Consider the following 23,129-nt stretch of genomic DNA (forward strand, 5'->3'; position numbering starts at 1 on the left):
CCGGCGGGCGAACGACAGGAGAAGAAATGACAAGGTAAGACTATGGAATTGACTATCAGAAACATCTCGAAAACCTACCCGAACGGAGTGCAGGCCCTCAAGAACGCAAGCCTGACCATTCCGCCGGGTATGTATGGTCTGCTGGGGCCCAATGGCGCCGGCAAGTCCACCCTTATGCGCATATTGGCCACCCTGCAGGAGCCTGACGAAGGGCAGATTCATTTCGGGAGCCTGGATGTGGTCCGGCAGAAAGACAAGGTGCGGGAGACGCTGGGCTACCTGCCACAGGAGTTCGGGGTGTACCGCAACGTGAGTGCCGAGCGCCTGCTCGACCACTTCGCCATACTGAAGGGCATCACCAACCGCGCTGCCCGCACCGAAGCCGTGCAGGGCCTGCTCCGGCAGACTAACCTGTGGGAGGTACGCCAGCAGAAGCTGGGCGGCTACTCGGGAGGTATGCGGCAGCGGTTCGGGGTGGCGCTGGCGCTGCTCGGCAACCCAAAACTGCTGATAGTGGACGAACCCACGGCCGGGCTGGACCCATCGGAACGGGTACGTTTCCTGAACCTGCTCTGTGAGCTCGGCGAAAACGCGGTGGTCATCCTGTCTACGCACATTGTGGAGGATGTCTCGGAGCTGTGCACGCACATGGCCATCATCGACAAAGGCGAAATTCTGCTGGAGGCGGAGCCGCTCCTGGCCACTGAGGCGCTGCAGGGGCGGGTGTGGCGGAAAATCATTGACAAAGACCAGCTGCCGCTGATGCAACGGGAACTGGCGGTCATCTCTACCAGGCTGCAGGCCGGGAAGTTCGTTGTCCGGGTGTACAGCGAAAGGGCACCGGGCATGGGCTTTGAGGGGACGGAGGCCAATCTGGAGGACGTGTACTTCAGCACGATGGCAGGGCACTTCGGGCAGCGGCGGGCGCAGGCAGCGAAGGAGGTGGCGCTATGAAACTGTGGGAGATTTTTCGCTTCGAGCTAGGTAGCCAGTTGCGCCGGGTTTCTACCTGGCTCTACTTCCTGATTTTCCTGGGAATCACCTTTGCCATGGTGGCAAGCTTCACCGACAACGTGCGCAGCGGCGACTACCTGCTTAACGCCCCGGTCGTGACGGCCGCCATCACAAGTATCGCCAGTCTGTTGGTTTTGCTGGTGGTAGCGGCCGTGGCCGGCGATGCGGCCACTCACGACCTACAGGACCGCATCGAGCCGCTCCTCTATACCTCGCCCATCAGTAAATTCACTTACCTGGGCGGTCGGTTCCTGGGTGCCCTGGCCATCACGACGCTAGTGCTGCTGGCACTGCCGCTGGGGTTGATGCTGGCGGTTTTCATTCCAGGTATAGACGCCTCGCTTTTCGGCCCGTTCCGGCTCGTTCCTTACCTCAGCGCCTTCTTCCTGATTGCGTTGCCTAACCTGTTTGTAGCTACGGCCATACTGTTTTCGGTGGCTTTGCTCAGCCGCCACGCCCTCACAAGCTTTCTGGTGGGAGGGGTGCTGTTTATCATGGCCATGGTGAGCAAAGAGGTGCTGGCGGACCACATGGGGCTCTGGAGCCTGAGCAAGCAACTGGACCTGTCGGGCTTCACGCTGGTGAGCCATTTCCACAAAACCCTCACGCCCCTTCAGGTGAACACGGAACTGGTTCCGGTGGACGGCTGGCTGGTCTGGAACCGTGTTTTGTGGGTGCTGGTGGCTTTGGGCATGCTAACGCTTGCCCACTACCGCTTCCGTTTTGCGCACTACGCAGGGGTGAGCTGGTGGAGCCGACTGACCAGGCGGAGGCAATTAGTGACTTCCAATGACTGGACAGCTCCCATCTCGCTGCAGCCGGTCCACAAGACATTCAATGTGAATACCCAGCTATACCAGTTGAGTGCACTCACATTTCAGTCTTTTCGGGAGAACCTGCTGGGCTGGGGCTGGATGTGCCTGGTGTTCCTGGCGGGTATGCTGTTGATGCTCGTGCCGGAATGGCTGGAAGGTTCATTGGGCGTACCCACTCTGGCTACCACCGGGCGAATTGTTCAGACCTACGACCTGCTCCTCTTCCGGCTGACCGTCGTCGCTGTGCTGGTAGTGTACATGGGGCAGCTGGTCTGGCGGGAGCGCGATGCCCGCATGCAGGACATTGCGGATGCGGCGCCGGTGGCCGATGGGGTGTCGCTGCTCGCCAAACTGCTCAGCGCCCTGCTGATGCTGCTGGCCGTGCAGACGGTTTTCCTGTTGGCAGGTTTAGCCATACAGTTGGGGCTGGGGCATCCGGATGTGGAACTAGGGCTATACCTACGCGTGCTGTTCGGACTGCAGCTGGCTGACTACCTGCTGTTTGCGGTGCTGGCGCTGGCGGTGCACCTACTAGTGAACCAGAAATACATGGGGCACATCCTCTTCTTTCTCACCTTCTTGTTTTCTGTTTTCGCGGCCGAATTGGGCGTGGGGCAGAAGCTGCTGGTCTACAACGCCGACTCAGGCTGGTCCTATTCCGATTTCAGTGGGTTTGGGCTGTCGCTGGCTCCCTGGTTCTGGTTCAAGCTGTACTGGGTAGGCTGGGCGGTGCTGTTGGCGCTGGTCGCGCGCCTGTTTTGGGTACGGGGCCACGAGACAGGTATAGCCTGGCGACTGCGGCAGGCTGTGGCGCGGCCAAAAGTATCGTATCTGCTGCTGGCTGCAGGTGGAGGAATTTTGATTTTCACGCTGGGGGCCTTTGTGTTCTACAACACGAATGTGCTGCAGGAGAATCTGTCCAAACAGGAGCTGGCCGAGCGGCGGGCGACCTATGAGCGCCTGTACAGCCAATATGGGAATACGCCACAGCCGCAGCTCACCGCCACCAAACTGCATGTAGAGCTATACCCTGACCAAAGCGAGGCCCTGGTGCGCGGCGTGTATGTGCTCCAAAACAAAAGTAAAGTAGCCATTGACACCATACACCTGTCCACGGCCTCCGAAGTGGAGACACGCCAGGTGACATTTAATCGGAATGCAAAAGCCGCTTTGGAAGACAGGGAGCATCGCCACGCTATCTATACCCTGGGGCAGCCGCTTCAGCCCGGCGACTCGCTGCAGCTGACGTTTGAAGTGCAGTACAAGCCGAAGGGATTCACCGGCCAGGGTATGCCGCAGGCGGTGGCGGACAACGGTACGTTTTTCATGAATCAGGAGTGGCTGCCGGCCATCGGTTACCAACCTAGCCGAGAACTGGCGGAAGCAGGCGAACGCAAAGCGCACAATTTGCCTCCCAAACCTACAGTGGCTCCGCTGTACGATGAGGCGGCACGCCTGAACACAGCCAGGGTAGAACGCATCCGCTTTGAGGCAGTGGTGGGTACGGCAGCAGACCAGGCAGCCATCACGACCGGCGAACTGCGCCGCACTTGGACCGAGAAGGGCCGACGCTACTTCCATTACGTCGCTGATGCTCCCATTCGTAACCTCTTTGCCTTTTTCTCTGCCCGGTATGCGGTGCGGGAGGCCAGCTGGCAGGGTGTTCAAATCCAGGTGCTGTACCATCCGAAGCACGCCCACAACGTGGACCAGTTGATACAAAGCACCCAAGCCTCATTGGACTACTATACCCGAAACTTCGGGCCTTACCCGCACCGGCAGGTCCGGTTGGTGGAGTACCCTGGGGCCGGCAACGGCGCTTCGGCTTACCCGGCCACCATCGCGCTGACCGAGAACTTCTCCATGATGAATCCGAAAGAAGACAAGCGCGGGTTTGACCTGTCCTTCGCGGTGGCGGCGCACGAAATGGCCCATCAGTGGTGGGCGCACCAACTGGTACCGGCTGCCGTGGAGGGGGCTGCGCTGCTTTCCGAAAGCCTGGCCTGGTACAGTGCCCTGGGCGTGGTGGAGGCGGCACACGGACCGGAGCATTTGCAGCATCTCCTTTGGATTATGCGCGAGTCCTACCTGACGCCCCGCTCCAAAGCCGATGTGCCCCTGCTGCTGGCAACTGACGCTTTCCAGGCCTACCGCAAAGGTCCGTTCGCCATGTATGCCCTGAAAGAATACCTGGGCGAGGGCCGCGTCAACAGTGCTCTCCAAAATCTGCTGGCAAAACATGGCACCGGTGAGCCGCCCCTGCCCACCTCGCTCGATTTATACCGGGAGCTCAGCATGGTCACGCCAGACTCGCTGCAGTACCTGCTCTCCGATTTGTTCGAGAAGAACACCTTTTGGGACCTGCAGGCCAAAGCCGTGGAGGCGGAGGAAGTAGGTAACGGGCAATGGCGTGTGGCGCTGGATGTGCGGGCTCAGAAAGCAGAGGTGGATACGGAAGGAGTGGAAACACCCGTGCCGCTGGATGACATGGTTGAAGTGGGCGTATACGGGGCCGGAAAAGACGGAAGCGCAGGGGAATTGCTGTACCTGGAGCTGCACCGGATTCGTGCCGGGGAGCAGCGAATCTACGTGACGGTGCCCGGCAAACCGACACAGGCAGGTATAGACCCGCGCAACCTACTCATTGATTTGGACATGATGGATAACGTCCGGGAGGTGATTCTGAAGAAACCGGCGGCCCCTGCGCAGGCGCTCCACATCCGGCAGCCGGAGCAACTGCTTCATTTCATGCTGGATGTCATGTTCTGAGCCGTCCGTCACAAAATCAGCCGCTTTCATCACATTTTTTGTTTTTCCTCTTAGCTTTAAGATAACATTGTCTTATGAATGACATGACCTTAGAATCCCCTATAGAAAAGCCGCTCCAGCATAACAAAGTGGAGTTTTGGGCCGCTACCACCATTTTTGTGTTTGCGCTGTTTTCCCTTTCCACCTCCAACTGGCCCGACAGGGAATTGTTTGAGGAGGCAGGTGTAGGGGGCCGCTACTACGAGCATTATTTCTGGCCGCAGCTCATCCGCTATACCTTGCTTTACCTGGCGTTTCTGTTTCTCAACTTCAAGGTGGTTCCCAAACTGCTGAACAAGGAGCGGCTGGTGCTCCAGATAGGCCTCATCGTGCTCCTATACCTGGTAGTGGGTTTTGTGACCGGCATCCTGGACACTTATACGAAAGGCTACCTGCTGGTGGACAAAGATACCGAACAGCAGACGTACGACTTCATTTTCCAGGAGAGCTTCCGCAATGCGCTGGGGCTTGTGGTGCTGTTCTGTCTCTATACCTTCATCAAGTACAGCGGGCTGTACCTGCTGTCGAATTCAACTGTCATCCAGTCCCGGTACCGGATGCTGACCCGCGATACGCTCACGGCCTTCATCGTCTGGATGGTGTCGGTGTTTCTGCTGCTCGCCTTGCGGGTGGGGTCCGAAATCACGGTGGTGTGGGCGTTTATTTCGCTGAGTGCTATACTGTTGTACTGCTTTGGGTTTTATTTCCTGATTCCCCGGTCGCTCAAATCAAAGCACCCGTTCAAGAAATACATGCTGTTGGTATTCGGTATTATGGCGCTAGCTTACCTGCCGGTGGCTTTCCTGATGATGCTGCTGCTCAACGACGAGGACACAGCTTTCGGCGCCAGCATGTTCAACTCTGTATTCCAACTCGTGGTGATGGCGCCTGCCATCTGGTTTCTGTTCAAACGGCAGATGAAGGGCAACGAGGAACTGTACGTGCTGAAGCAGGAGCTGGGCACGACGAGCGCCAACCTCGATTTCCTCCGCTCGCAAATCAACCCGCACTTCCTCTTCAACGCGCTCAACACCCTGTATGGCACGGCGCTGCAGGAGAACAGCGAGCGCACCGCACAGGGCATACAGATGCTGGGCGACATGATGCGCTTCATGCTGCACGAGAACCATCAGCAGAAAATCCTCATCTCCCGCGAAATAGAATACATGCGCAACTACATCGACCTGCAGCTGCTGCGCACTTCCTCCTCGCCGGACATGGTGATTGAAACCAAAATTGAGGACGTGCTGGAGCGGAAATACATCGCCCCGATGCTGCTGATACCCTTCGTGGAGAACGCCTTCAAGCACGGCATCAGCCTCAAACGCAAGTCCTGGATACGAATCAGCCTGCACTGCGACCAGGACAAACTCTACTTTGACGTATACAACAGTACCCATACCCGGTCGGAGCAAGACCCGGAGAAGGATAAGTCGGGCATTGGTCTGGCCAATGTGCGGCAGCGGCTGAGTCTGCTGTACCCCGAGCGTCACGAGCTCATCATCCGGGAGACGCCGGAAGAATATTTCGTGCACCTGACGCTTCAACTTTAAATTTGCATACCTTGGCAAGAGGTATAGCCTGAAGGAATTATGAGAGCAATTGCGATAGACGACGAGCCCATGGCACTGGAGGTGGTGCGGTCGCTGGCGGCCAAGGTGCCTTTCCTGGAGCTGACGGCCTGCTTCACCGATGCCTTCAAAGCGCTGGAGTACCTGCAAAGCGAGCCCATCGATTTGCTGTTCCTGGACATCAAGATGCCGGACATATCGGGTCTGGAGTTCGTGACGAGCCTGCAGAAAAGGCCCCTGGTGATTTTCACGACGGCCTATACGGAACACGCGGTGACCAGCTTTGAGCTGGATGCCGTGGACTACCTGCTCAAGCCCTTCTCACTGCCCCGGTTCATCAAAGCCTGTAATAAGGCACAGGAACTGCACCAGTTGAGAGGCAACACCGCAGCCCCCGCACCCGCCAAGGACTACCTCTTCCTGAAGACGGGCTATGAGCAGGTGAAGGTGCTGTTCGACGAGATTCTGTACATGGAGGCGGCTGGTAATTACGTGACCTTCGTGCTGGAGGACAAGAAGCTGCTCTCGCGCATGACCATCAACGAGCTGAGCGAGCTGCTGCCGGCTGACAGGTTCATCCGGGTGCACCGTTCCTACATCGTGGCCAAAGACCGGATTGACAAAATCGAGCGCCACCAGGTATGCGTGAAAGGAAACGAGGTACCTGTCGGGGCTTCGTACATGCAGCAGTTGCAGAAGGTATAGCACAGGTTCACAGCAGCAAGGTATCAATCTGGTGGGCGTGCACCATTCCCTCGCAAGGAGACCAGGCAAATGCGGTGAAGCGGCCATCCTGTGATGCTACCAGAGCGATGGTGTCTTTTTGGTCGAAAACGAATTGTGCTGCTGACAAGTGCCGGGTACCGCCATTGCTGGCCGGGTGCACGAGCTTTCCTTCGGAGCCCAGGACCGGTTCGGTCACCAGCATCTTCTCCACCGGATTTCCTCTAACTGTGCGCTTAATCTTTGCTCCAAAGGCTATCAATTCGAACTCATCACTGATAATGGTCGCACCGTCCACGGCTGTAAAGCAGGCGATGCTGTCAATCGCATCATTTAGGGCCAGTTGCCATTTGCTATTGCCCCGCTCTTTTTTATCCTGCTTCATCAACTCCGAAAGGCCATAGAAGGGTGGCTCAATCAGGTGCATGATGGGGTGAACGATGGAGTCACGCCATGTGTCGGAGTGGGCGGGCACTATCAAAAGCGCACCACCGTGCCGATGGGCCCGCATAGACAGGGCCAGGTGCACCAGCGGATTGATGGAGTCGTTCCAGTCAGAAGAGGAGCCCAGGCCAAGGAGGGAGGTGAGCAGCGTGGGGCATTCCGGCAGGTGCGCCCTCCCTTCGTCTATCACCTTTACCAGTTCCCCAGTCAGCACGGCCATGTTCTTGAAGTGCAAAAGCCCACCGGTACGCCTGTGCTTGACCACCAACAGACCAGGGTCCGTCACGTCCACCACAAAGCAAAAGTTGGGCAGTTGGCGCGTGGTTCCCCACACATAAAGCTCATCTTTCTCATACCATACCCCTAGGTATATACCGGTGCGCTCCACGCCAGGGGCGAGTTTTGTAAGGGTGTCTGTGGTGAGCATGAGCCGCTGCCCGAAGAGCAGAGGCTGCCCGGACTGCTCGGGCGGGAGGAAGGCAATTGATATCTTTGGGGAAAGCCCCTCTTCGCGGCGGAGGCTTGTCCAGAAGGCGGTGTCGATTATTGCTTCAATGGCCTGCGCATGGGGCTGGATGGCCAGTCCCTGCTCCCCATGCCTACGCGTGCTGACGACATGACGTGAGTAGTGCTTCTGTACCGTTTCGACAAGCGTCAAAGCTGCCTGGTACTTGGAGATATGGGTAGTTTGTACATGTTCGTTATTCATGGCGGAGCTGTAAGAGAGTTGGGCGCTCACGGCATAGAGGAAGGGGCACCTAGGCATAAGGAGGGTATGCCAACTGATTTCATACGTTTACACCTAACGTAGTATCCGTCAAAGAATATACTAGAGTAAACCTATTATTTTATACGTGACTGCCATATACCTGTTTCCTATATGGGAAAGTTGCAATGACTACAGCAGAGCCATTTCGAACATGTTTCAAGACAATGAATCAAATGACTGCATTCTCCTAAAATCGGGGTATGAGCAGGTGAAGGTGCTGTTCGACGAGATTCTGTACATGGAGGCGGCTGGTAATTACGTGACCTTCGTGCTGGAGGACAAGAAGCTGCTCTCGCGCATGACCATCAACGAGCTGAGCGAGCTGCTGCCGGCTGACAGGTTCATCCGGGTGCACCGTTCCTACATCGTGGCCAAAGACCGGATTGACAAAATCGAGCGCCACCAGGTATGGGTGAAAGGAAACGATGTACTCGTTGTGGCATCGAACATGCAGCAGTTACAGAAGGTAGAGCACTTCCGTACAAACTAAAAGCAAAACGCCGCTTCCCCAAAAGAGAAGCGGCGTTTCTGTGCAGGTATACCTGGTAAGTACGGCCTATTTGTTTCGAACGAGCCGCACGGGGATGTGTGCCGGATTGAAACCAACCGGGTATGCGCTGAAGGAAGAATAGGTATCGCTGGGCAGCTGGATGATTTTGAACACGACCGGGTTTTCCTCAGCGTCCAGGGTGGAGGTCCAGAGCAGGCAGTTGGTGCCTTCGCCGTGCGGGTTGCCGTTGGTCACCTGCAGGTTGGCCGGCACGGCATTGAAGCCCGACTTGTTGTTAGCGAAGCCGTCCTGCTTGAGCCAACCGGTGGTGGACATGAGCTGTCCCAGCAGCTTCTTAGACTGCAAATCAGCGCCATCGGTGCTTTCCCATACCTCGTCGAACCTGATACCCTGCGACTTGAGCAAGGCCAGGTAATCCTGCTTGGTAGGTATGCGCCAGCCTGTGGGAATCTGTATATCATCCAAATCAGCATACTTGAAATAGGTGCCGTACTGGGGCTTGGAAGAGTCCTTTATACCTCCGACGCCTGCATAGTTCACCGACATCCACTCCAGGTTGCCTATGGTGACGGTGGGGTAGTATTGGTTGCCAATCTGAAGGTAAGTACCAGCGCTGGGCGGTGCGCTGTAAGGGTCAGACGGATTGGGGTTGCCTCCGCCCGGCGTGGTGGAGCTTCCGGCCTTGATGTATTTCACAGTCAGCTGGGTAGCACCGTCCACACGTTTGGCGTTCAGGTAGTTGGTGGAAGTGGAGAAGGTAGTGGCCTCTGGGTTCACCAGGATGCTCTCGTAGTTATCCACGTCCTTCTGGATGATGTCGTGCTCCTTGTAGCCGGTGTACTTGTTGCTGAATATCCGCATCTTACCGGACTGGGCATGGAACGTGAGTTGGGCGGGGTTGCTCTTGTACTCCAGCGTGCCAGTCATCTTGTAGAAGTACTGTTTTGTCTCATCGCCTAAGGTAATCACATCAGAAGAATACTCCACGGCATTCTTGCCGTTTTTGGTGAACACCATGGTCCTGAACTCGATGAAGCCTACTTCACCCTGGAAGGAGCCTTGGTCCCAGTTGACGTTCATGGGACCGTCGTTGCGGTCGCCATACCAGGTACCCACCAGTTCATCGGGTATTTCGGTGAAAGGAGTTTCCCGGGGAGGAGTAGTGGGAGCATTGGGGTCCACCACGGCAGGAGAGGTGTCTTCTTTTTCACAGCTGCACATAGCTATCACGACAAGTGCGCTGAGCATCAATTTTGAGAATACGTTTTGAATGGCTTTCATTTTTTCAATCGGTTTTATTTTGTGATTGGATGGGGTGGTAGTAGGACGGGAGCAGGTGATGGTGTAAGCATAGGCATCTTGGTTTTAATGTTATTGAATAGTACTAATCCATTATTGCCAAGAAGTATGCCAAGAGAAAAAGCCCCTTATCTCAGCGTATGACGAAGCAGCACTTCATTGCAGTGTCCGTAACTGTACAGGGGTGTCCGGGAGTGTACAGCGTAGAGGGCGGGTGAGGCAGCGCAACAGATTCCTCCTTTCGTCGGAATAACAGTAGCGGGAAGGCAATAACGGTAGTGACACAGGTATAGGTATAGACATAAGTCTGGTCCAACCACCCCTGTCCCTCCTTGTCTAAGTAGAGGAGCCGGCCGCTGCTGGTGGCCAGGTATAAGTGATGTAGTAGCTGCTACTGAGGGTCGGTATAGGTATAGTATAGACTTAACACCCCTCTGACTCCCCTCAAGGGGAGAGCTTCCACAGCAGCTACAGAGCAGTGCCTTGAGCCAGGTGCACCTAATGGCGCTCCACTGTTTGAGCGGTCAGCGAGTTTGGAGCGTCTTGACCTTTTTGCTTACTTTTTGTGTCAAGACAAAAAGTGAGGCCTGCCCGGCCATGGCAAGCTACAGAGCAATTCAGCGAGCGAACTGCAAGACCCGCAGCCCCGCAGCAACGAAGCAAGGTATAGGTATAGGTATAGGTATAGGTATAGGTATAGGTATAGGTATAGGTATAGGTATAGGTATAGGTATAGGTATAGGCCATCCAAAGGAGGGGGGTGCGGCGGCCTGTCGGCGGCAGGAGATATTATCTATTCGCTGCCCGGAACTGCTCCGGTGTGCAGCCCACCTGCTTTTTGAAAAAGCGGAAAAAGTACGTGTTGTCGAAGTAGCCTAGTTCGGCGGCAATCTGGGAGCTGGTCAGGTCGGCGTGCACCAGCAGCCGTTGTGCCTCCAGCAGGACGCGGTGCTGCAGCAGTTCCTTGGTGGTTCTGCCCAGAGCGCCTTTGCAGATTTCATTCAGGTGCTTGGGCGTTACGTGCAGGTTGTCGGCATAAAAAGCCACGGGCTTGTGCTCCTTGTAGTGTGCATCCAGGAGCCTGTACAGGTTTTGCAGTAGCGCCCTGTCTTTCCCAACAGTTTCTGATGCGCCTTCCGCAGGCCGGTACAGCCTGGTCAGTTCGATGAGCAGCACGTCGAGCAGCCTGCTGAGCATGACATGGCGCAGGGGCTTTGTCTGGCCGAATTCCTGTCTGAGCAAGTGCAGGACGGGCAGGAGCGAGACATCCTCTCCATCTGATAGACGCAGTACCGGGCTATCTGAAATGGCATGGAAGAAAGGGAAATTGAACAGCGATTTATCCGGGTATTCCCGGGTATAGAACTCCTGTGTAAAGAACACAACGAACCCATCGGCGTCGTCTGAGAGTCGCCAGCTGTGCACCTGGCCGGGGGAAAGGAAAAATACCATACCCGGTTGCAGGTCGTACTCCCTGAAATCGATGGTATGGATGCCGCTGCCCTGGGTAACGAGCAGGATGATGTAGAAATCGTGTTTGTGGGGCTCGCGGGTGAACAAATGCTCTTGCAGATGCGCCGAGAAGGTGCTGAAGTAGAAGTACTGCTCCTTCCGGGCCTGGGCCTCAAAATCCTGTATCTGGTAGATGGGGAGGTGTTCTTTCTGCATACGGCTCTTTTACGCAGCGCAAGGTACAAAGGAACCGTAAAATGAGGACGAATCAAGCACGTTGGCTGCGGGCGAAAAGTGCAGTATTATGTCATTTTTGTGCCGCCAGAATCTTCTGCTTAAGTGTTACCTTTACATGGTGATAAACAGAGAGACAAAATGAGCCAAAAAAATTCTTTTCTATACAGTGTAGCGGCGGCGAAATGCCCGCGGTGCCGGGAAGGGAACATGTTCCCGAAAGGCACCCTTTACTCGACCCGCTTCGCTGACATGAATCCGAACTGCCCGTGCTGCGGGCAGACCTTTGAGCCAGAGCCAGGCTATTACTACGGTGCCATGTACGTGAGCTTCGGCTTCAACGTGGGCATCTTCCTGATAGCCCTCGTTATCCTATACCAGTTTGTGGAAGAAGTGACCATGGCCATGATGATAGGTCTGGTGGCGGTTGTGGTCGTTGCCTTTCTGCCCATCATCTTCCGCTTGTCCAGGGCCATCTGGATCAACATCTTTATCCGGTACGAGGGGCCCTGCAGCCAGATACCCAAGCGAGCCTAAACAGGAGCGGGTATACCTGTTACTGAATTTGCATAGCTGATTCAAAGCTTTGGTATTCAATTGAACAAACCTTTCGCGTGGCTTTCAGGTATGGCTGACAATGGGTATATTTCAGCTCATGGTTTAAAGAAACAGACGATGCCAAGAAAGGTATACAACGCGGAAGGGGCGGTTGCGGTCGGGCCCTATTCCCATGCGGTAGAATCGGGCAACCTCCTTTTCCTGTCCGGGCAGACCCCGCTCGACGCCACAACCGGCAAACTGGTGCAAGGAGACATCAGCGCCCAAACCAGGCAGTGCCTGGAGAACCTGTTCCAGGTGCTGGCGGCGGCCGGCCTGGGTCCGGACGATGTCGTGAAGGTGAATGTGTTCCTGACCGACATGGCTAACTTCAGTGCGATGAACGCGGTATACGCTTCCATGTTCTCATCGCCCTTCCCGGCCCGCACCACCATTGGTGTGGCAGCGCTCCCGCTTGGGGCGCAGGTGGAAATAGAACTGGTAGCGCAGCAAAAGTAGCGGAACCAAGCCTGATGCCAATGGCCTGACTGTTGGCATCAAGTCAGGTTTCGCCTTGGCGAGGTATAGGTTCTGCCTAGCCAAAGTAATTAGCGTCTTTTTTGTAACCGATTGCTGCTTCCTGACTCTAATAGGAAATCAACGGTTAAAGACAGACGCTATGAAAAAGTACTCATCAATTCTTTCGTGGGCAGCAGGTATGGCCTACTTCCTGCTCCTGCTCGCCTTTCCTGCCCTGGCGCAAGACAACCCCAAACTATCGGATGCAGAGGTGGCGCACACCGCTGTGACAGCCAACCAGATTGACATTGACTACGCGGCCATTGCCAAAGAGAAATCCAAGAATGCCGAGGTGCGGAAATTCGCGGAAACGATGGCCAGCGACCACCAAGCTGTGATAGACCAGGCGGTAGCCCTTGTTGGGAAACTGAACGTTACCCCCGAAGACAATGCCGTGAGCCAACAGCTGCTAGCCGATGCCAAGAAGACCCAGGCAAAACTCCGGGCAATGTCAGGCAGCGCGTTTGACCGGGCGTACATCGACAACGAAGTGGCCTACCACAAAGCCGTTATCTCGGCGGTAGAGGGGCTGCTTATCCCGGAATCGGAGAACGCGGAACTGAAGGGCCTGCTGCAGGATATCATGCCGGCGCTCAACGCCCACCTCGAACATGCTCAGATGGTGCAGAAGCAACTGAAGGGGAAATGAGCCTCGTACAAACGGTTCTGCGGAATTGCCTCTACCTGCCAGGCGCGGTCCTGCTGCTGAGCGGGCCCCTGCAACGCGCTATACCTCCCAGTCCGCAGAAGCACACTGTTGAAATCATCCAGATGAAGTTCCGCCCGGCGGAACTGCTGGTGCGGAAAGGCGACACGGTGGTTTTCCTGAACAAAGACAGGGTGACGCACGACGTAACGGAAGCAGAGAAGGATTGGCAGTCGCCGCCGCTGGCGCCGGGTGAGTCCTGGCAGCGGGTCATGGCGCAGCCTGCTACGTACTTCTGCAGCTTTCACCCGGTTATGAAAGGCAGCATTAAGCTTAAGTAGATAGAATGTAAAGCCTTGATTGGGGGCCAAAGGAGGCGGGTGGCCCGTGGGGATTTTTAGGTCTAGGGGAGCTGTGTCTTTTTGGCCAGATTCTCCTGTAACGCATAAAGAACGTGCCCTTCAGACCGGCACCACCCTGGGTTCACCCGCTTCCGCTACCCGTTCAGGCGCTTGGTGTTAGGTATAGGTATAGCCTGAATACCAGATTACGGATTCTGTTTTGTCGGCTTGGCAGGTATGGCGAGCGTCAGCAGGAAAACGGATTCTTCTGCGGCAAACACACTATGCGGGATACCAGCATGGAGCGCAAGCATCTGGCCCTCGCCGAGCTCGGAGGTCTGGTCCGCTGTCGTGAAGCGGATTTTTCCATCCAGCACCTGCACACTGATGATACCGGGAGCGGTGTGCGTTTTCATCTCGGCGCCTTGGTGCAGGCCAATCAACACGAGACGCATACCGCCTGTCTTGAAAATGGTGATGGCGTTGCGGTCGCTGCTCTGCCAGGCCTCCTCTGTCTTTATCTGCCTTCTGAACTGATTAAGGTCCATCTCCACCAACTGGGCGTCCAGTGTGCGTTCTCCTTCTGGTCGCTGTGGCGTGGCTTCGTTGAATTTCTCCTTCTGGACGGATTCGGCTGTCTCGGCAGGAAGGGCAGCGGTTTTATCGCGCAGCGCCTGAATGAGTTCATTCGTCATCTCGTCGCTGTAAATCCCGTAGCCGTCCACCAGCGTCCCTTTGATTTGGTGTTTGTCGGAGGAGATGGCGTATACCACGGCCTCATCGCCCGGGTCAGACATGCCTTCAAAGCGGTAGTGCCTGTCCACCACAAATTCGTCGGGGTATACCTGCAGCGAGTTTCCGTGGCAAACCAGGCAGTTGTCACTCAGGTTAAAGTCTACGGTATAGCCTTCGGACTTCAGGTTGTCCAGTACTTCTGAAACGGTGGTCATGGGAATCATAGTCGGTTTTTTTAAGGGGAACATGTTCCTTTCTTAAACCCGTGCAGGCGGACCCGGGTTACAAGGGAGCGCCCGGCAGGGTTGGCCTGAAAAGGAAAGTCCGCCTGCATGGCTGGTTGGCAATACAGGCGGATTTAATGGGTATAACTTAGTCGAAGAGCTCGCTCAGGAAGGATTTCTTCTTTTTGTGAGGGTGTTTCTGGTTGTAATCGTTCCCGTACTCGCCGTAGCCGTAGCGCTTGTAATCCGACTCGTAGTTCTCTTTTTTGGAGTAGTGGTCAGCGGAGCGCTCAATTATCTTCTCCAGCTCGCCGCGGTCGAGCCAGATGCCCCGGCAGTTCGGGCAGTAGTCAATCTCTATTCCTTTCTTGTCACTCATCAGGAGCGTCTCGTTGCAGGATGGGCATTTCATAGGCGTGCTGTTTTGTTGGTTTTAGATGAACAGATGTGTGGATAGCTTTGGCTTCCGAGGCATCTGAATTAACAGGTTCTCTTAAAGGCAACGACCCAGCGGCCGGAAAGGTATAGCCCGGGGTGAATAAATCCAAAACGAGATGCTGGGTAACCCAGAACAGACTCAAAGGCTCCTGGCCCTTTTGAAGTGGTGACGAATAGGTAGAGCCTTTTGCTAAATCCTTCAGGTAATGGTATAGCTATTTGCGGGTATGCCAAGGCGCATCTACATGTTCTCTCACATCCTAAAACAGTAAAGGCTCCATGCGGAGCCTCTTTCTTAGGTATATCAGTCAGGTTTTACTGTACAGCGAATGGGGTTGATTCGTCCTGTTCTTTCTTTACATGACAGGACGTGTACAGTTTTAAGTAGTTGGCTATATTAGCTGCTCAGGCGGCCTCTCAATGCTTCGTTTTCTCTTTTGAGTTCCGAAATCTGCTTCTCACTATTTTCGATGGCGGTACGCGCCGCCAGCCTCAGTTCCATCTCGTCCATGACAATGGCTGCCATTTCCTGGAGCATCTCCATTTGCTCTCTGTTGATGTAGCGCTGGTTTCTGTCGATGATGCACAGGGTGCCGAGGTTGTGGCCATCGTGCGTTTGGAGCGGAGCGGCGGCATAGAAGCGCAATCCGAAGTCGCTGCTGATCAAAGGGTTGGCAAGTGTGCGAGGGTCTTCCAGGGCATTCTCCACCAGGTATACCTCCTTCGAGAAGATGGCCGAGGCGCAGAGCCCGGGGACCCGGTCAATCTGCTCCACGCCTTCCAGGCCGCTCTTCGACTTGAACCAGATTCTGTCATGGTCGACCAGCGTGATGAGCGCGATAGGCATATTGAACATTTTGCTAGCCAGGGCTGTGATGCGGTCAAAGCTGCCGTCGGCCGGGGTGTCAAGAATATCATATCGCTGCAGGGCCTTCATTCTCGCATTCTCAATCACCATCGTGCTCATATTCTTCCGGAATTAGTCCTTTTTTCGAGACAGCCCTTTTGGCTGTCTCTGCTAAGGTACGCTTTTAATCGCCGAATGACCAATAACTGGTGAAAATGAGGCAGCAATATAACGTTACCAAGCCACGGAGTTGCCGCCTGGACAGGTATAGCAACCGGAGCGTTCAAGTTTGTTGGCTACATTTTTGCGGTACATTACACGTAAGTATCCTACAGAACTTATTAAGATGTGGCACCTATGAAAAGAACCCCGCTTCCGTTGTTGTTCGTTTTGCTGCTAGTTATAATAGTATCCGCGTGCTCCACCACCCGCTACCCGGGTGGAGGCTATCCTGATGACAGAGAGTATCCGTACCCGAGGAGCGAGGAAGAGCGCAAGCAACGCGAGAAAGACAGGGAGAAGCGAGACAAAGACTGGGAGAGAGGTGACAGGGACTGGGAAGAACGAGGCCGGGAGGGCCGCAGCTACCCGTTCAGCGCATTACGTATACCCAAAGGGCACCTGCCGCCTCCAGGGGAGTGCAAGGTATGGCTACCAGGCAAACCACCCGGACACCAGCCGCCGCCGCAGTCCTGCGCTTCGGCCATACGCAGCGCCCCGTTAGGAGCCTGGGTGATAACGCACGAAGGCAGTCGCTACAGGGTCAGCATATTCAGCAGGGACAGGCGCAACATCATCGACGAAACACGCTATTACCTAACACAATAAATGTGGTTATTCGCACAAAAAAAGAGCGGCCTGCTTAACGTAGGCCGCTCTTTTTTATATGCAGAATGGAGATTTTAGCGCTTAAAAAGCCTGCGTACCAGCACCACGATGCGTTCAATCAGGAATCCTAAAATCAGGCCACCCACAGCGCTTACTAGCACTTTGGCCAGCCAACCCAGGACAGGCACATCGGCCAGCGAGTGCTCCAGGTTGTCCAGCGCATGGCTGGTGAAGGGGATACCGTGTGCAATGATTTCGGCGCCCACCCACAGCATAGCCGCCGTCCCGACGTAGCTCAGGATTTTCAGAAACTTGGGCATGAACTTCACAATGCCGCGCCCTAATTTCTGCACCTGCGGGTGGAACCTGTCTTTGGCCATGTGTACGCCAATGTCATCGGCTTTCACAATCAGGCCCACGAAACCGTAAACCGCCACTGTGATGAAGATACCCACGGCCAGCATCACCACAATCTGGTTCAACAACGGCGTGTCGGCCACGGTGGCATACGTAATCGCCACAATCTCCGCCGATAGAATCAAGTCGGTGCGGACGGCGCCGGTCACCCGTTGCTTTTCCAGTTCCTCAGGCGTTATCACTTCCATTCCCTCTCCGGTGGTCTCGCCGGCATCTGCATGCGACTTGCTGAACATGGAGTGGACTTTCTCATAGCCCTCGAAGCACAGGAAGGCACCACCCAGCATCAGGATAGGGGGGATGGCCCAAGGGGCGAAGAACCCAAGAATCAAGGCTGCCGGGCTGAGCAGGAGCAGTTTGTTGAGCAGAGACTTTTTGGCGATTTGGTAAATGATGGAAAGTTCGCGCTTCGGGTCCAGTCCTACCACATACTTGGGCGTCACGGCGGTGTCGTCAATCACGATGCCGGACACTTTGCTTGTCGTCTTCGCCACCTGGGTAGGGACATCGTCCAGGCTTGCCGCACTCACTTTCACAAGGGCAGACACATCATCTAATAAAGCAAGTAATCCTGAAGCCATTCGTTTTTTCTTTTTTGAGCGTTGGTGTGCGTCCTGCAGGAAAGGTTTTAGCCATTGCTACTACCCTGTAACGGAGCAGGCATTTTTCGATTGGTAAATAACGTGAAATTGCAGATACCTATGCAAATCGAATAAGGTTTTCGCTTCGATAAATATACCCGCACCGCTCACAGCTTCCACGCTGCCCAAAAAAGGCTCCGAAATGAATCGGGAATCGCTGCCTCAGAACTGCAACCGTTGCCTCCTATACCTTGTCCACCGTATTTGCTGTCGCATAGCGGAGAGGAGTTGGTGGGCTGCGCAGTTTAAACGAAGAACTGTATCGCTGCAGCCGTGGTGTGGGCACCCCAAAGTATAGTCCTCACCGGCCATTTGTGCGCGTCGGGCCGCTCAGGTATAGAACACATCTGGCTATAAGCCAGTATCTAAGGGAAGAGTTTGGTTGCAGGGGCAATGAAGCGACTCCACAGTTACCAGTGGTTGTTGAATGGGCGGCTCGGCTGAGGCCGCTACCCGACACGGCGTATGCCTAGAAAAAGAAAGCGAGCAGCATCCTTAGAATTACTATGAAAGAATACCTACCCATCGAAGATTACGGCATCATTGGAGACCTCAACTCGGTTGCTCTCGTCAGCCTGAAAGGCTCCATTGACTTCATGTGCTTCCCTGATTTTGATTCGCCCACCGTCTTTGCCGCGATGCTTGACATCAACATGGGAGGACACTTCAGCATACACCCGCTGCTGGAGGACGTCCACCACAAGCAACTCTACCTGCCGGAGACCAATGTGCTGCTCACGCGTTTTCTTTCTAAGGAAGGCGTAGCGGAGATAACGGATTTCATGCCCGAGGAAGAGGCATACAGGGGAAAGGAGATTATCCGCAGGGTTTCCTGTGTAAAAGGGAAGATGCGCTTCAAGCTGGAATGCTGCCCCCGTTTTGACTATGCCCGGGCCAGCCATACCGTCACGCAGGTGAGCGAGCACGAGCTTATTTTCCGATGCGAAAAAGGGGGACCTGAACTGCGGCTGATGGGCAGCGTGCCGCTGCAATATACAGATGAGGACGTCTACACGGAGTTCACCCTGGAGAAAGGGCAGATAGCCGATTTCATATTGGAGCAGGCCGACCAGTATTGCCCTTCGCACCAGGACCTGAGCGCCTTTGTGGAGAAAAGCCTCTACGACACCATCCACTACTGGAAGCGGTGGGCAGCCAAGTGCAACTACCGCGGGCGCTGGATGGAGATGGTGCATCGCTCGGCCTTGGTGCTGAAACTGATGGTTTCTTACCGCCATGGCTCCATTGTGGCGGCACCCACCTTCGGCCTTCCGGAAGAGATTGGCGGGGTACGCAACTGGGACTACCGCTATACCTGGATTCGGGACGCGTCCTTCACGATTTACGCCCTCATAAAGCTGGGTTACCGGAAAGAGGCCACCGCCTTCATGCAGTGGGTGGAGAAACAGTGCATCGACATAGGGGATGCAGGGCATTTGCGGCTGATGTATACCCTAGATGGCGGCAAAGACCTGAAGGAGATAGAACTGAACCACCTGGAGGGCTACAAGAAATCCCAGCCCGTGCGCATTGGGAACGGGGCCTATGACCAGATTCAACTCGACATTTACGGGGAGTTGCTGGACTCTGTATACCTGTATGATAAACACGTAGAGCCGATTTCCTATAGCTTCTGGCAAAACCTGTCGCGCCAGGTGGAGTGGGTCTGCGACAACTGGCAACTGGCAGATGAGGGCATTTGGGAAGTGCGGGGTGGAAAGCGCCAGTTTCTGTACTCCCGGCTGCTGTGCTGGGTGGCCGTAGACAGGGCCATGAAGATAGCGGCGCACCATTCCTTTCCCTTGCCACCCCGCTGGCAGGAAGTGCGCGATGCCATCTTCTTCTCCATTCACCAGGAGTTCTGGAACGAGGAGCTGCAGACTTTCGTGCAGTACAAAGGCTCCAGGACCGTAGATGCCTCCGCCCTGTTGATGCCCCTGCTGCGCTTCATCAGTCCCACCGACCCGCAGTGGCTCTCCACTCTCAGGCGCATCGAGGAGGAGCTGGTCTCTGATTCCATGGTCTACCGCTACCGTCCGGATGAGGAGGTGGAAGGGTTGACGGGCGGTGAAGGCACTTTCTCGATGTGCACCTTCTGGTACGTGGAGTGCCTGGCCCTGTCCGGGCAGGTAGACAAGGCGACGCTCTACTTCGAGAAGATGCTGGGGTATGCCAACCACCTGGGACTATATGCTGAGCAATTGGGTATGAAAGGCGAGCACCTGGGGAATTTTCCGCAGGCCTTCACCCACCTGGGTCTCATCAGCGCCGCCCTCAGCCTGAACCATACGATTGAAAAACAAGCCACCAAATAATACGACCATGAAAGCCATTTCCTTACTGAACGAGACACGGCAGGTACAGCTCATCGACGTGCCGGAGCCAGAGATTGAACGACCAAACCAGCTGAAGCTACGGATACTGGAAATAGGTATCTGCGGCACCGACCGCGAACAGGTGGAGGCAGGGTATGGAGAAGCGCCCGCAGGTACCGACCACCTCGTTATCGGGCATGAGATGCTGGGGGAAGTGGTAGAGGTAGGGAAGGAGGTGAAAAGCTTCCGGAAAGGGGACTATGCCGTGTTGACCGTGCGAAGGGGCTGCGGGCAGTGCGCCGCCTGCCAGAGCAACCGGAGCGATATGTGTATGACCGGCCTGTTCACGGAGCGCGGCATCAAGGGCCGCCACGGCTTTGAGACGGAGTATGTGGTGGACGAGCAGCAGTATGCGGTCAAAGTGCCTGCGGAGTTGGTGCAGGTGGGGGTGCTGACCGAGCCCATGTCTGTGGTGGAGAAAGCCATTGAGGAGGCGGTGGCGCTACAGGCTGCCCGAATTCCGCAGGCCAAAGCGGCCACCTGGCTGATTGGCAAACGCACGTTGGTCGCTGGACTGGGACCTATCGGGCTGCTGGCTGCCATCGCGCTCCTGTTGCGGGGCGCCGAAGTCATCGGTCTGGACATCGTGGACGAGGGAAGCAAACGGCCCGACATCCTCAGGCGGTTGGGCGGCACTTACCTGGATGGGCGGAAAGTAGATACGGCTACTCTGGATGCCCGCCTCGGCCAGGTGGACTTTATTTTGGAGGCTACCGGTGTCGCTGAACTCGGCTTTCAGTTGATAGATGCCCTGGGAGTGAACGGCATTTACGTCATGACAGGTATACCGCATGGCGACCGGCCGGTTTGCATCACGGGTGCCGAAATGATGCAGCAAATAGTGTTGAAGAACCAACTCATCATGGGCAGTGTGAATGCCAGCACCCTGCATTATGCGCAAGCCATTGAAGACATGCAAAAGGCCAAAGCGAAATGGGGAGACCTGCTGAATGAAATCATCACGACCCGGCTGCCTTTCCAGCAGTACCGCGAGGCGCTGGACCTGCGCTCCGAGAACGACATCAAAACCGTGCTGCTATGGGATAAACCGAGTGAGCAGGTATAGCCGCAGCCACGGCTATACCTGCGCTGGCAGGTCTTCAGAAGAGACAGTCAACTCAGGAAGAAGTCAAACGCCACCTGTTTAACCAGCAGCCAAAGGAAATTCTATTTGACCAGGTGTTGGTACAGGCTGTTGGTGGCGGCCACTATCACCTTATTCAGTTCTTCCGTCTCGGGTTCGCTGCATCCGTTCGTAATCACGACGATGCCGAACTGCTCCTTCGGGTGGAAGAACATGGAGCTGTAGAGGCCATACGCTGTGCCGGTGTGGCCCACCATGGTTTTGCCCGGTATCAATTCTTTTTCGGTGGTCAGGGCCAGGGCGTAGCCGTTATCCGCGACAGGCTTTTGCATCCGTTTGGCGCTTTTGCGGGAGATGATGCGGGTGTCCTGGTACTCGCCCAATTGCATGTGCATGGTCATGTATTTGGCCAAATCCGGTACGGAGATTTTCATACCACCAGTCGGGGAGAAAATAGGCGTGCTGTAGCCCATGACGTAGTTCCGGATTTCCTCGCTGCGGGGGTTGTAGGCGGAGTAGGAGGGGGTGAACTTGGCCGAGTCGGTGTCATAGGCGTAGAGGGTGGCGAAACGGCTCGCATCCAGGGAATCCACGCAATAGCCGCCGTACAAATCCAGTGGGTCCAGGATGTGCTTTTTCACATACTGGTCGAATCGCTCTCCTGTCTTCTTCTCGATAATGGTTCCGACCATGTTGAAATTCAGGTTGCAGTACTCATAGCCTTTGCCCGGTTCATAAGCGTTGTAGCACTTGGCCCAGTCGGGGTTTTTGGCGGGGTTGATGGCATCGAGCGTGAAATAGCCCTGGCTGTCGTTGATGCTAGAGGTATGGGAAAGCACCATTTTTAAGGTGATGACTGTGTTGGGGTATTTTGGGTTTCGTACTTTGAACCCTACCAAATCACTGAAATCATCGTTCAGGGACAGCTTGCCAGCTTCCACCAACTGCATGATGGCCGTGGCCGAAAAAGACTTGGAGATGGACGCAATCCGGAAGATATCGTCTAGGGCGAGCGGCGTCTGGGTTTCCCTGTTCTTCAAACCGAAAGCCTTGCTGTAAACAATCTCTCCTTTTTTTACGACGGCAACCGACAGGCCCACCACATCATACTCCTGCATTATCGTTTGAATCTCCTTTTCGGCTTGCGCTGTCTGGGCATACCCCTTGCTGGTCAGGGCTAGTAGGAAAAGAACGGCGAGGAAAACTTTCTGGATGGCTGGTTTCATCAGGTATAGAAGAGAGTGAAGACAAATGAAACCAATTGTCGTGAAAGTTAAAAATCAAATCTTTCGCCCGGCTAGTGCGGGGGCAAAGACAACGGCTTTCTGATTATGTATAGGCTATACCTCCTACACAGAAGAGGAGCACTAAATGGCGGGGTTGATGTACGCTATACCTAAATTTGGTTTAAGAGTGATAGTACGCATTCGAAAAGCGATTTTCTCGTGCCAAGTTATACCTGCACGTGCATACTTGAAATGCCCAGCGCGGCCAACACGCGGCTCCTTACATTCAAAGCGCCGATGATGCGGCTGACAGGCACTGGCTTCATCCGGATAAGGGTAGGTATGGCAATGATGCCCGCCTCCTCTGCCTTGTCAGGGTCTTTCTGAATGTCGATTATTTCGAGCTGATAGTTTCCATTTAAGTTTTCCCTGCAGATTTTAACGATTGTGTCCACGGCCTCGATTGAAGTGAGGCTGTGGCCATTGATGTAGAGCTGAAATACATGCTTGCTCATTATTTGGTTTTGGCTAAAAGTGTTGGTTACTGCCGGCGAGTAAGGTATGCCGTGAA

The 23,129-nt window shown here is 55.1% G+C and carries 22 protein-coding genes; 12 read left to right on the forward strand and 10 right to left on the reverse strand.

The window, feature by feature from the left end; genetic code table 11:
* Positions 1-42: 42 nt before the first annotated feature.
* From B051_RS0114015 to B051_RS0114030, 4 genes are all read left to right on the forward strand, one after another.
* Complete coding sequence (locus tag B051_RS0114015) at positions 43-954, forward strand: ABC transporter ATP-binding protein (RefSeq protein WP_018478842.1); 912 nt, start codon at positions 43-45, stop codon at positions 952-954.
* Entirely contained in the window at positions 951-4,598 is a 3,648-nt protein-coding gene (locus B051_RS0114020) for an ABC transporter permease/M1 family aminopeptidase (protein WP_018478843.1), read from the forward strand. The genes B051_RS0114015 and B051_RS0114020 overlap by 4 nt, the downstream gene beginning before the upstream one ends.
* 83 nt (positions 4,599-4,681) lie before the next feature.
* Positions 4,682-6,190 carry a sensor histidine kinase gene (locus B051_RS0114025; protein ID WP_245539631.1) on the forward strand — a complete coding sequence of 503 codons (1,509 nt, stop codon included), beginning with the start codon at positions 4,682-4,684 and terminating at the stop codon, positions 6,188-6,190.
* Positions 6,191-6,229: 39 nt separating this feature from the next.
* On the forward strand, positions 6,230-6,913 hold the full coding sequence (locus B051_RS0114030; RefSeq protein ID WP_018478845.1) for a LytR/AlgR family response regulator transcription factor: 684 nt from the start codon (positions 6,230-6,232) through the stop codon (positions 6,911-6,913).
* A gap of 7 nt (positions 6,914-6,920) precedes the next feature.
* Here B051_RS0114030 and B051_RS0114035 read toward each other — a convergent pair whose 3' ends face one another.
* On the reverse strand, positions 6,921-8,084 hold the full coding sequence (locus tag B051_RS0114035) for a putative sensor domain DACNV-containing protein (RefSeq protein WP_018478846.1): 1,164 nt from the start codon (positions 8,082-8,084) through the stop codon (positions 6,921-6,923).
* Between the two features lie 211 nt (positions 8,085-8,295).
* Here B051_RS0114035 and B051_RS21345 point away from each other — a divergent pair, with 211 nt between their 5' ends.
* The gene (locus tag B051_RS21345; RefSeq protein ID WP_245539632.1) at positions 8,296-8,634 is read left to right on the forward strand and encodes a LytR/AlgR family response regulator transcription factor; all 339 of its coding nucleotides are present in this window, start codon (positions 8,296-8,298) and stop codon (positions 8,632-8,634) included.
* Positions 8,635-8,700: 66 nt separating this feature from the next.
* Here the strand turns inward: B051_RS21345 and B051_RS0114045 are convergent, their stop codons facing one another.
* The 3 genes from B051_RS0114045 to B051_RS0114050 form a co-directional block, all read right to left on the reverse strand.
* Positions 8,701-9,936, reverse strand: coding sequence for an FISUMP domain-containing protein (locus B051_RS0114045; RefSeq protein ID WP_018478848.1), 1,236 nt, complete (start codon positions 9,934-9,936; stop codon positions 8,701-8,703).
* A 516-nt stretch (positions 9,937-10,452) separates the two neighbouring features.
* The gene (locus tag B051_RS22485; protein ID WP_157578873.1) at positions 10,453-10,701 is read right to left on the reverse strand and encodes a hypothetical protein; all 249 of its coding nucleotides are present in this window, start codon (positions 10,699-10,701) and stop codon (positions 10,453-10,455) included.
* 42 nt (positions 10,702-10,743) lie between these two features.
* On the reverse strand, positions 10,744-11,622 hold the full coding sequence (locus tag B051_RS0114050) for a helix-turn-helix domain-containing protein (RefSeq protein ID WP_018478849.1): 879 nt from the start codon (positions 11,620-11,622) through the stop codon (positions 10,744-10,746).
* Positions 11,623-11,781: 159 nt separating this feature from the next.
* Between B051_RS0114050 and B051_RS0114055 the strand changes: the two genes are divergently transcribed.
* From B051_RS0114055 to B051_RS0114070, 4 genes are all read left to right on the forward strand, one after another.
* Positions 11,782-12,177 carry a DUF983 domain-containing protein gene (locus B051_RS0114055; protein WP_026236408.1) on the forward strand — a complete coding sequence of 132 codons (396 nt, stop codon included), beginning with the start codon at positions 11,782-11,784 and terminating at the stop codon, positions 12,175-12,177.
* Positions 12,178-12,315: 138 nt separating this feature from the next.
* Positions 12,316-12,696 (forward strand): RidA family protein, encoded by a 381-nt coding sequence (locus B051_RS0114060; protein WP_018478851.1) that lies wholly within the window; start codon positions 12,316-12,318, stop codon positions 12,694-12,696.
* A gap of 160 nt (positions 12,697-12,856) precedes the next feature.
* Positions 12,857-13,405 carry a DUF4142 domain-containing protein gene (locus B051_RS0114065; protein ID WP_026236409.1) on the forward strand — a complete coding sequence of 183 codons (549 nt, stop codon included), beginning with the start codon at positions 12,857-12,859 and terminating at the stop codon, positions 13,403-13,405.
* On the forward strand, positions 13,402-13,743 hold the full coding sequence (locus B051_RS0114070) for a plastocyanin/azurin family copper-binding protein (protein WP_018478853.1): 342 nt from the start codon (positions 13,402-13,404) through the stop codon (positions 13,741-13,743). Before B051_RS0114065 ends, B051_RS0114070 begins: the two co-directional genes overlap by 4 nt.
* A 206-nt stretch (positions 13,744-13,949) precedes the next feature.
* Here the strand turns inward: B051_RS0114070 and B051_RS0114075 are convergent, their stop codons facing one another.
* The 3 genes from B051_RS0114075 to B051_RS0114090 form a co-directional block, all read right to left on the reverse strand.
* On the reverse strand, positions 13,950-14,702 hold the full coding sequence (locus B051_RS0114075; RefSeq protein WP_018478854.1) for a cupin domain-containing protein: 753 nt from the start codon (positions 14,700-14,702) through the stop codon (positions 13,950-13,952).
* Positions 14,703-14,850: 148 nt separating this feature from the next.
* A complete protein-coding gene (locus B051_RS0114085; RefSeq protein WP_018478856.1) occupies positions 14,851-15,114 on the reverse strand; it encodes a TFIIB-type zinc ribbon-containing protein in 264 nt (87 codons plus the stop codon).
* 423 nt (positions 15,115-15,537) lie between these two features.
* The gene (locus B051_RS0114090) at positions 15,538-16,107 is read right to left on the reverse strand and encodes a GAF domain-containing protein (RefSeq protein ID WP_018478857.1); all 570 of its coding nucleotides are present in this window, start codon (positions 16,105-16,107) and stop codon (positions 15,538-15,540) included.
* Positions 16,108-16,344: 237 nt separating this feature from the next.
* Between B051_RS0114090 and B051_RS0114095 the strand changes: the two genes are divergently transcribed.
* Entirely contained in the window at positions 16,345-16,815 is a 471-nt protein-coding gene (locus B051_RS0114095) for a hypothetical protein (RefSeq protein WP_018478858.1), read from the forward strand.
* Between the two features lie 74 nt (positions 16,816-16,889).
* Here B051_RS0114095 and B051_RS0114100 read toward each other — a convergent pair whose 3' ends face one another.
* Positions 16,890-17,813 (reverse strand): DUF808 domain-containing protein, encoded by a 924-nt coding sequence (locus B051_RS0114100; RefSeq protein WP_018478859.1) that lies wholly within the window; start codon positions 17,811-17,813, stop codon positions 16,890-16,892.
* A 566-nt stretch (positions 17,814-18,379) separates the two neighbouring features.
* Here B051_RS0114100 and B051_RS0114105 point away from each other — a divergent pair.
* Together B051_RS0114105 and B051_RS0114110 are read left to right on the forward strand one after the other, a co-directional pair.
* Complete coding sequence (locus B051_RS0114105) at positions 18,380-20,188, forward strand: glycoside hydrolase family 15 protein (RefSeq protein ID WP_018478860.1); 1,809 nt, start codon at positions 18,380-18,382, stop codon at positions 20,186-20,188.
* A 7-nt stretch (positions 20,189-20,195) separates the two neighbouring features.
* Positions 20,196-21,314 (forward strand): glucose 1-dehydrogenase, encoded by a 1,119-nt coding sequence (locus B051_RS0114110; RefSeq protein ID WP_018478861.1) that lies wholly within the window; start codon positions 20,196-20,198, stop codon positions 21,312-21,314.
* Between the two features lie 101 nt (positions 21,315-21,415).
* On the opposite strand, the gene B051_RS0114115 is transcribed toward B051_RS0114110, so the two are convergent.
* Together B051_RS0114115 and B051_RS0114120 are read right to left on the reverse strand one after the other, a co-directional pair.
* Positions 21,416-22,558, reverse strand: a complete 1,143-nt coding sequence (locus B051_RS0114115) for a serine hydrolase domain-containing protein (protein ID WP_018478862.1) — start codon at positions 22,556-22,558, stop codon at positions 21,416-21,418.
* 227 nt (positions 22,559-22,785) lie between these two features.
* On the reverse strand, positions 22,786-23,073 hold the full coding sequence (locus B051_RS0114120; protein WP_018478863.1) for a circadian clock KaiB family protein: 288 nt from the start codon (positions 23,071-23,073) through the stop codon (positions 22,786-22,788).
* Between the last annotated feature and the right edge of the window lie 56 nt (positions 23,074-23,129).

Source organism: Pontibacter roseus DSM 17521, from assembly GCF_000373265.1.
Taxonomy (GTDB): domain Bacteria; phylum Bacteroidota; class Bacteroidia; order Cytophagales; family Hymenobacteraceae; genus Pontibacter; species Pontibacter roseus.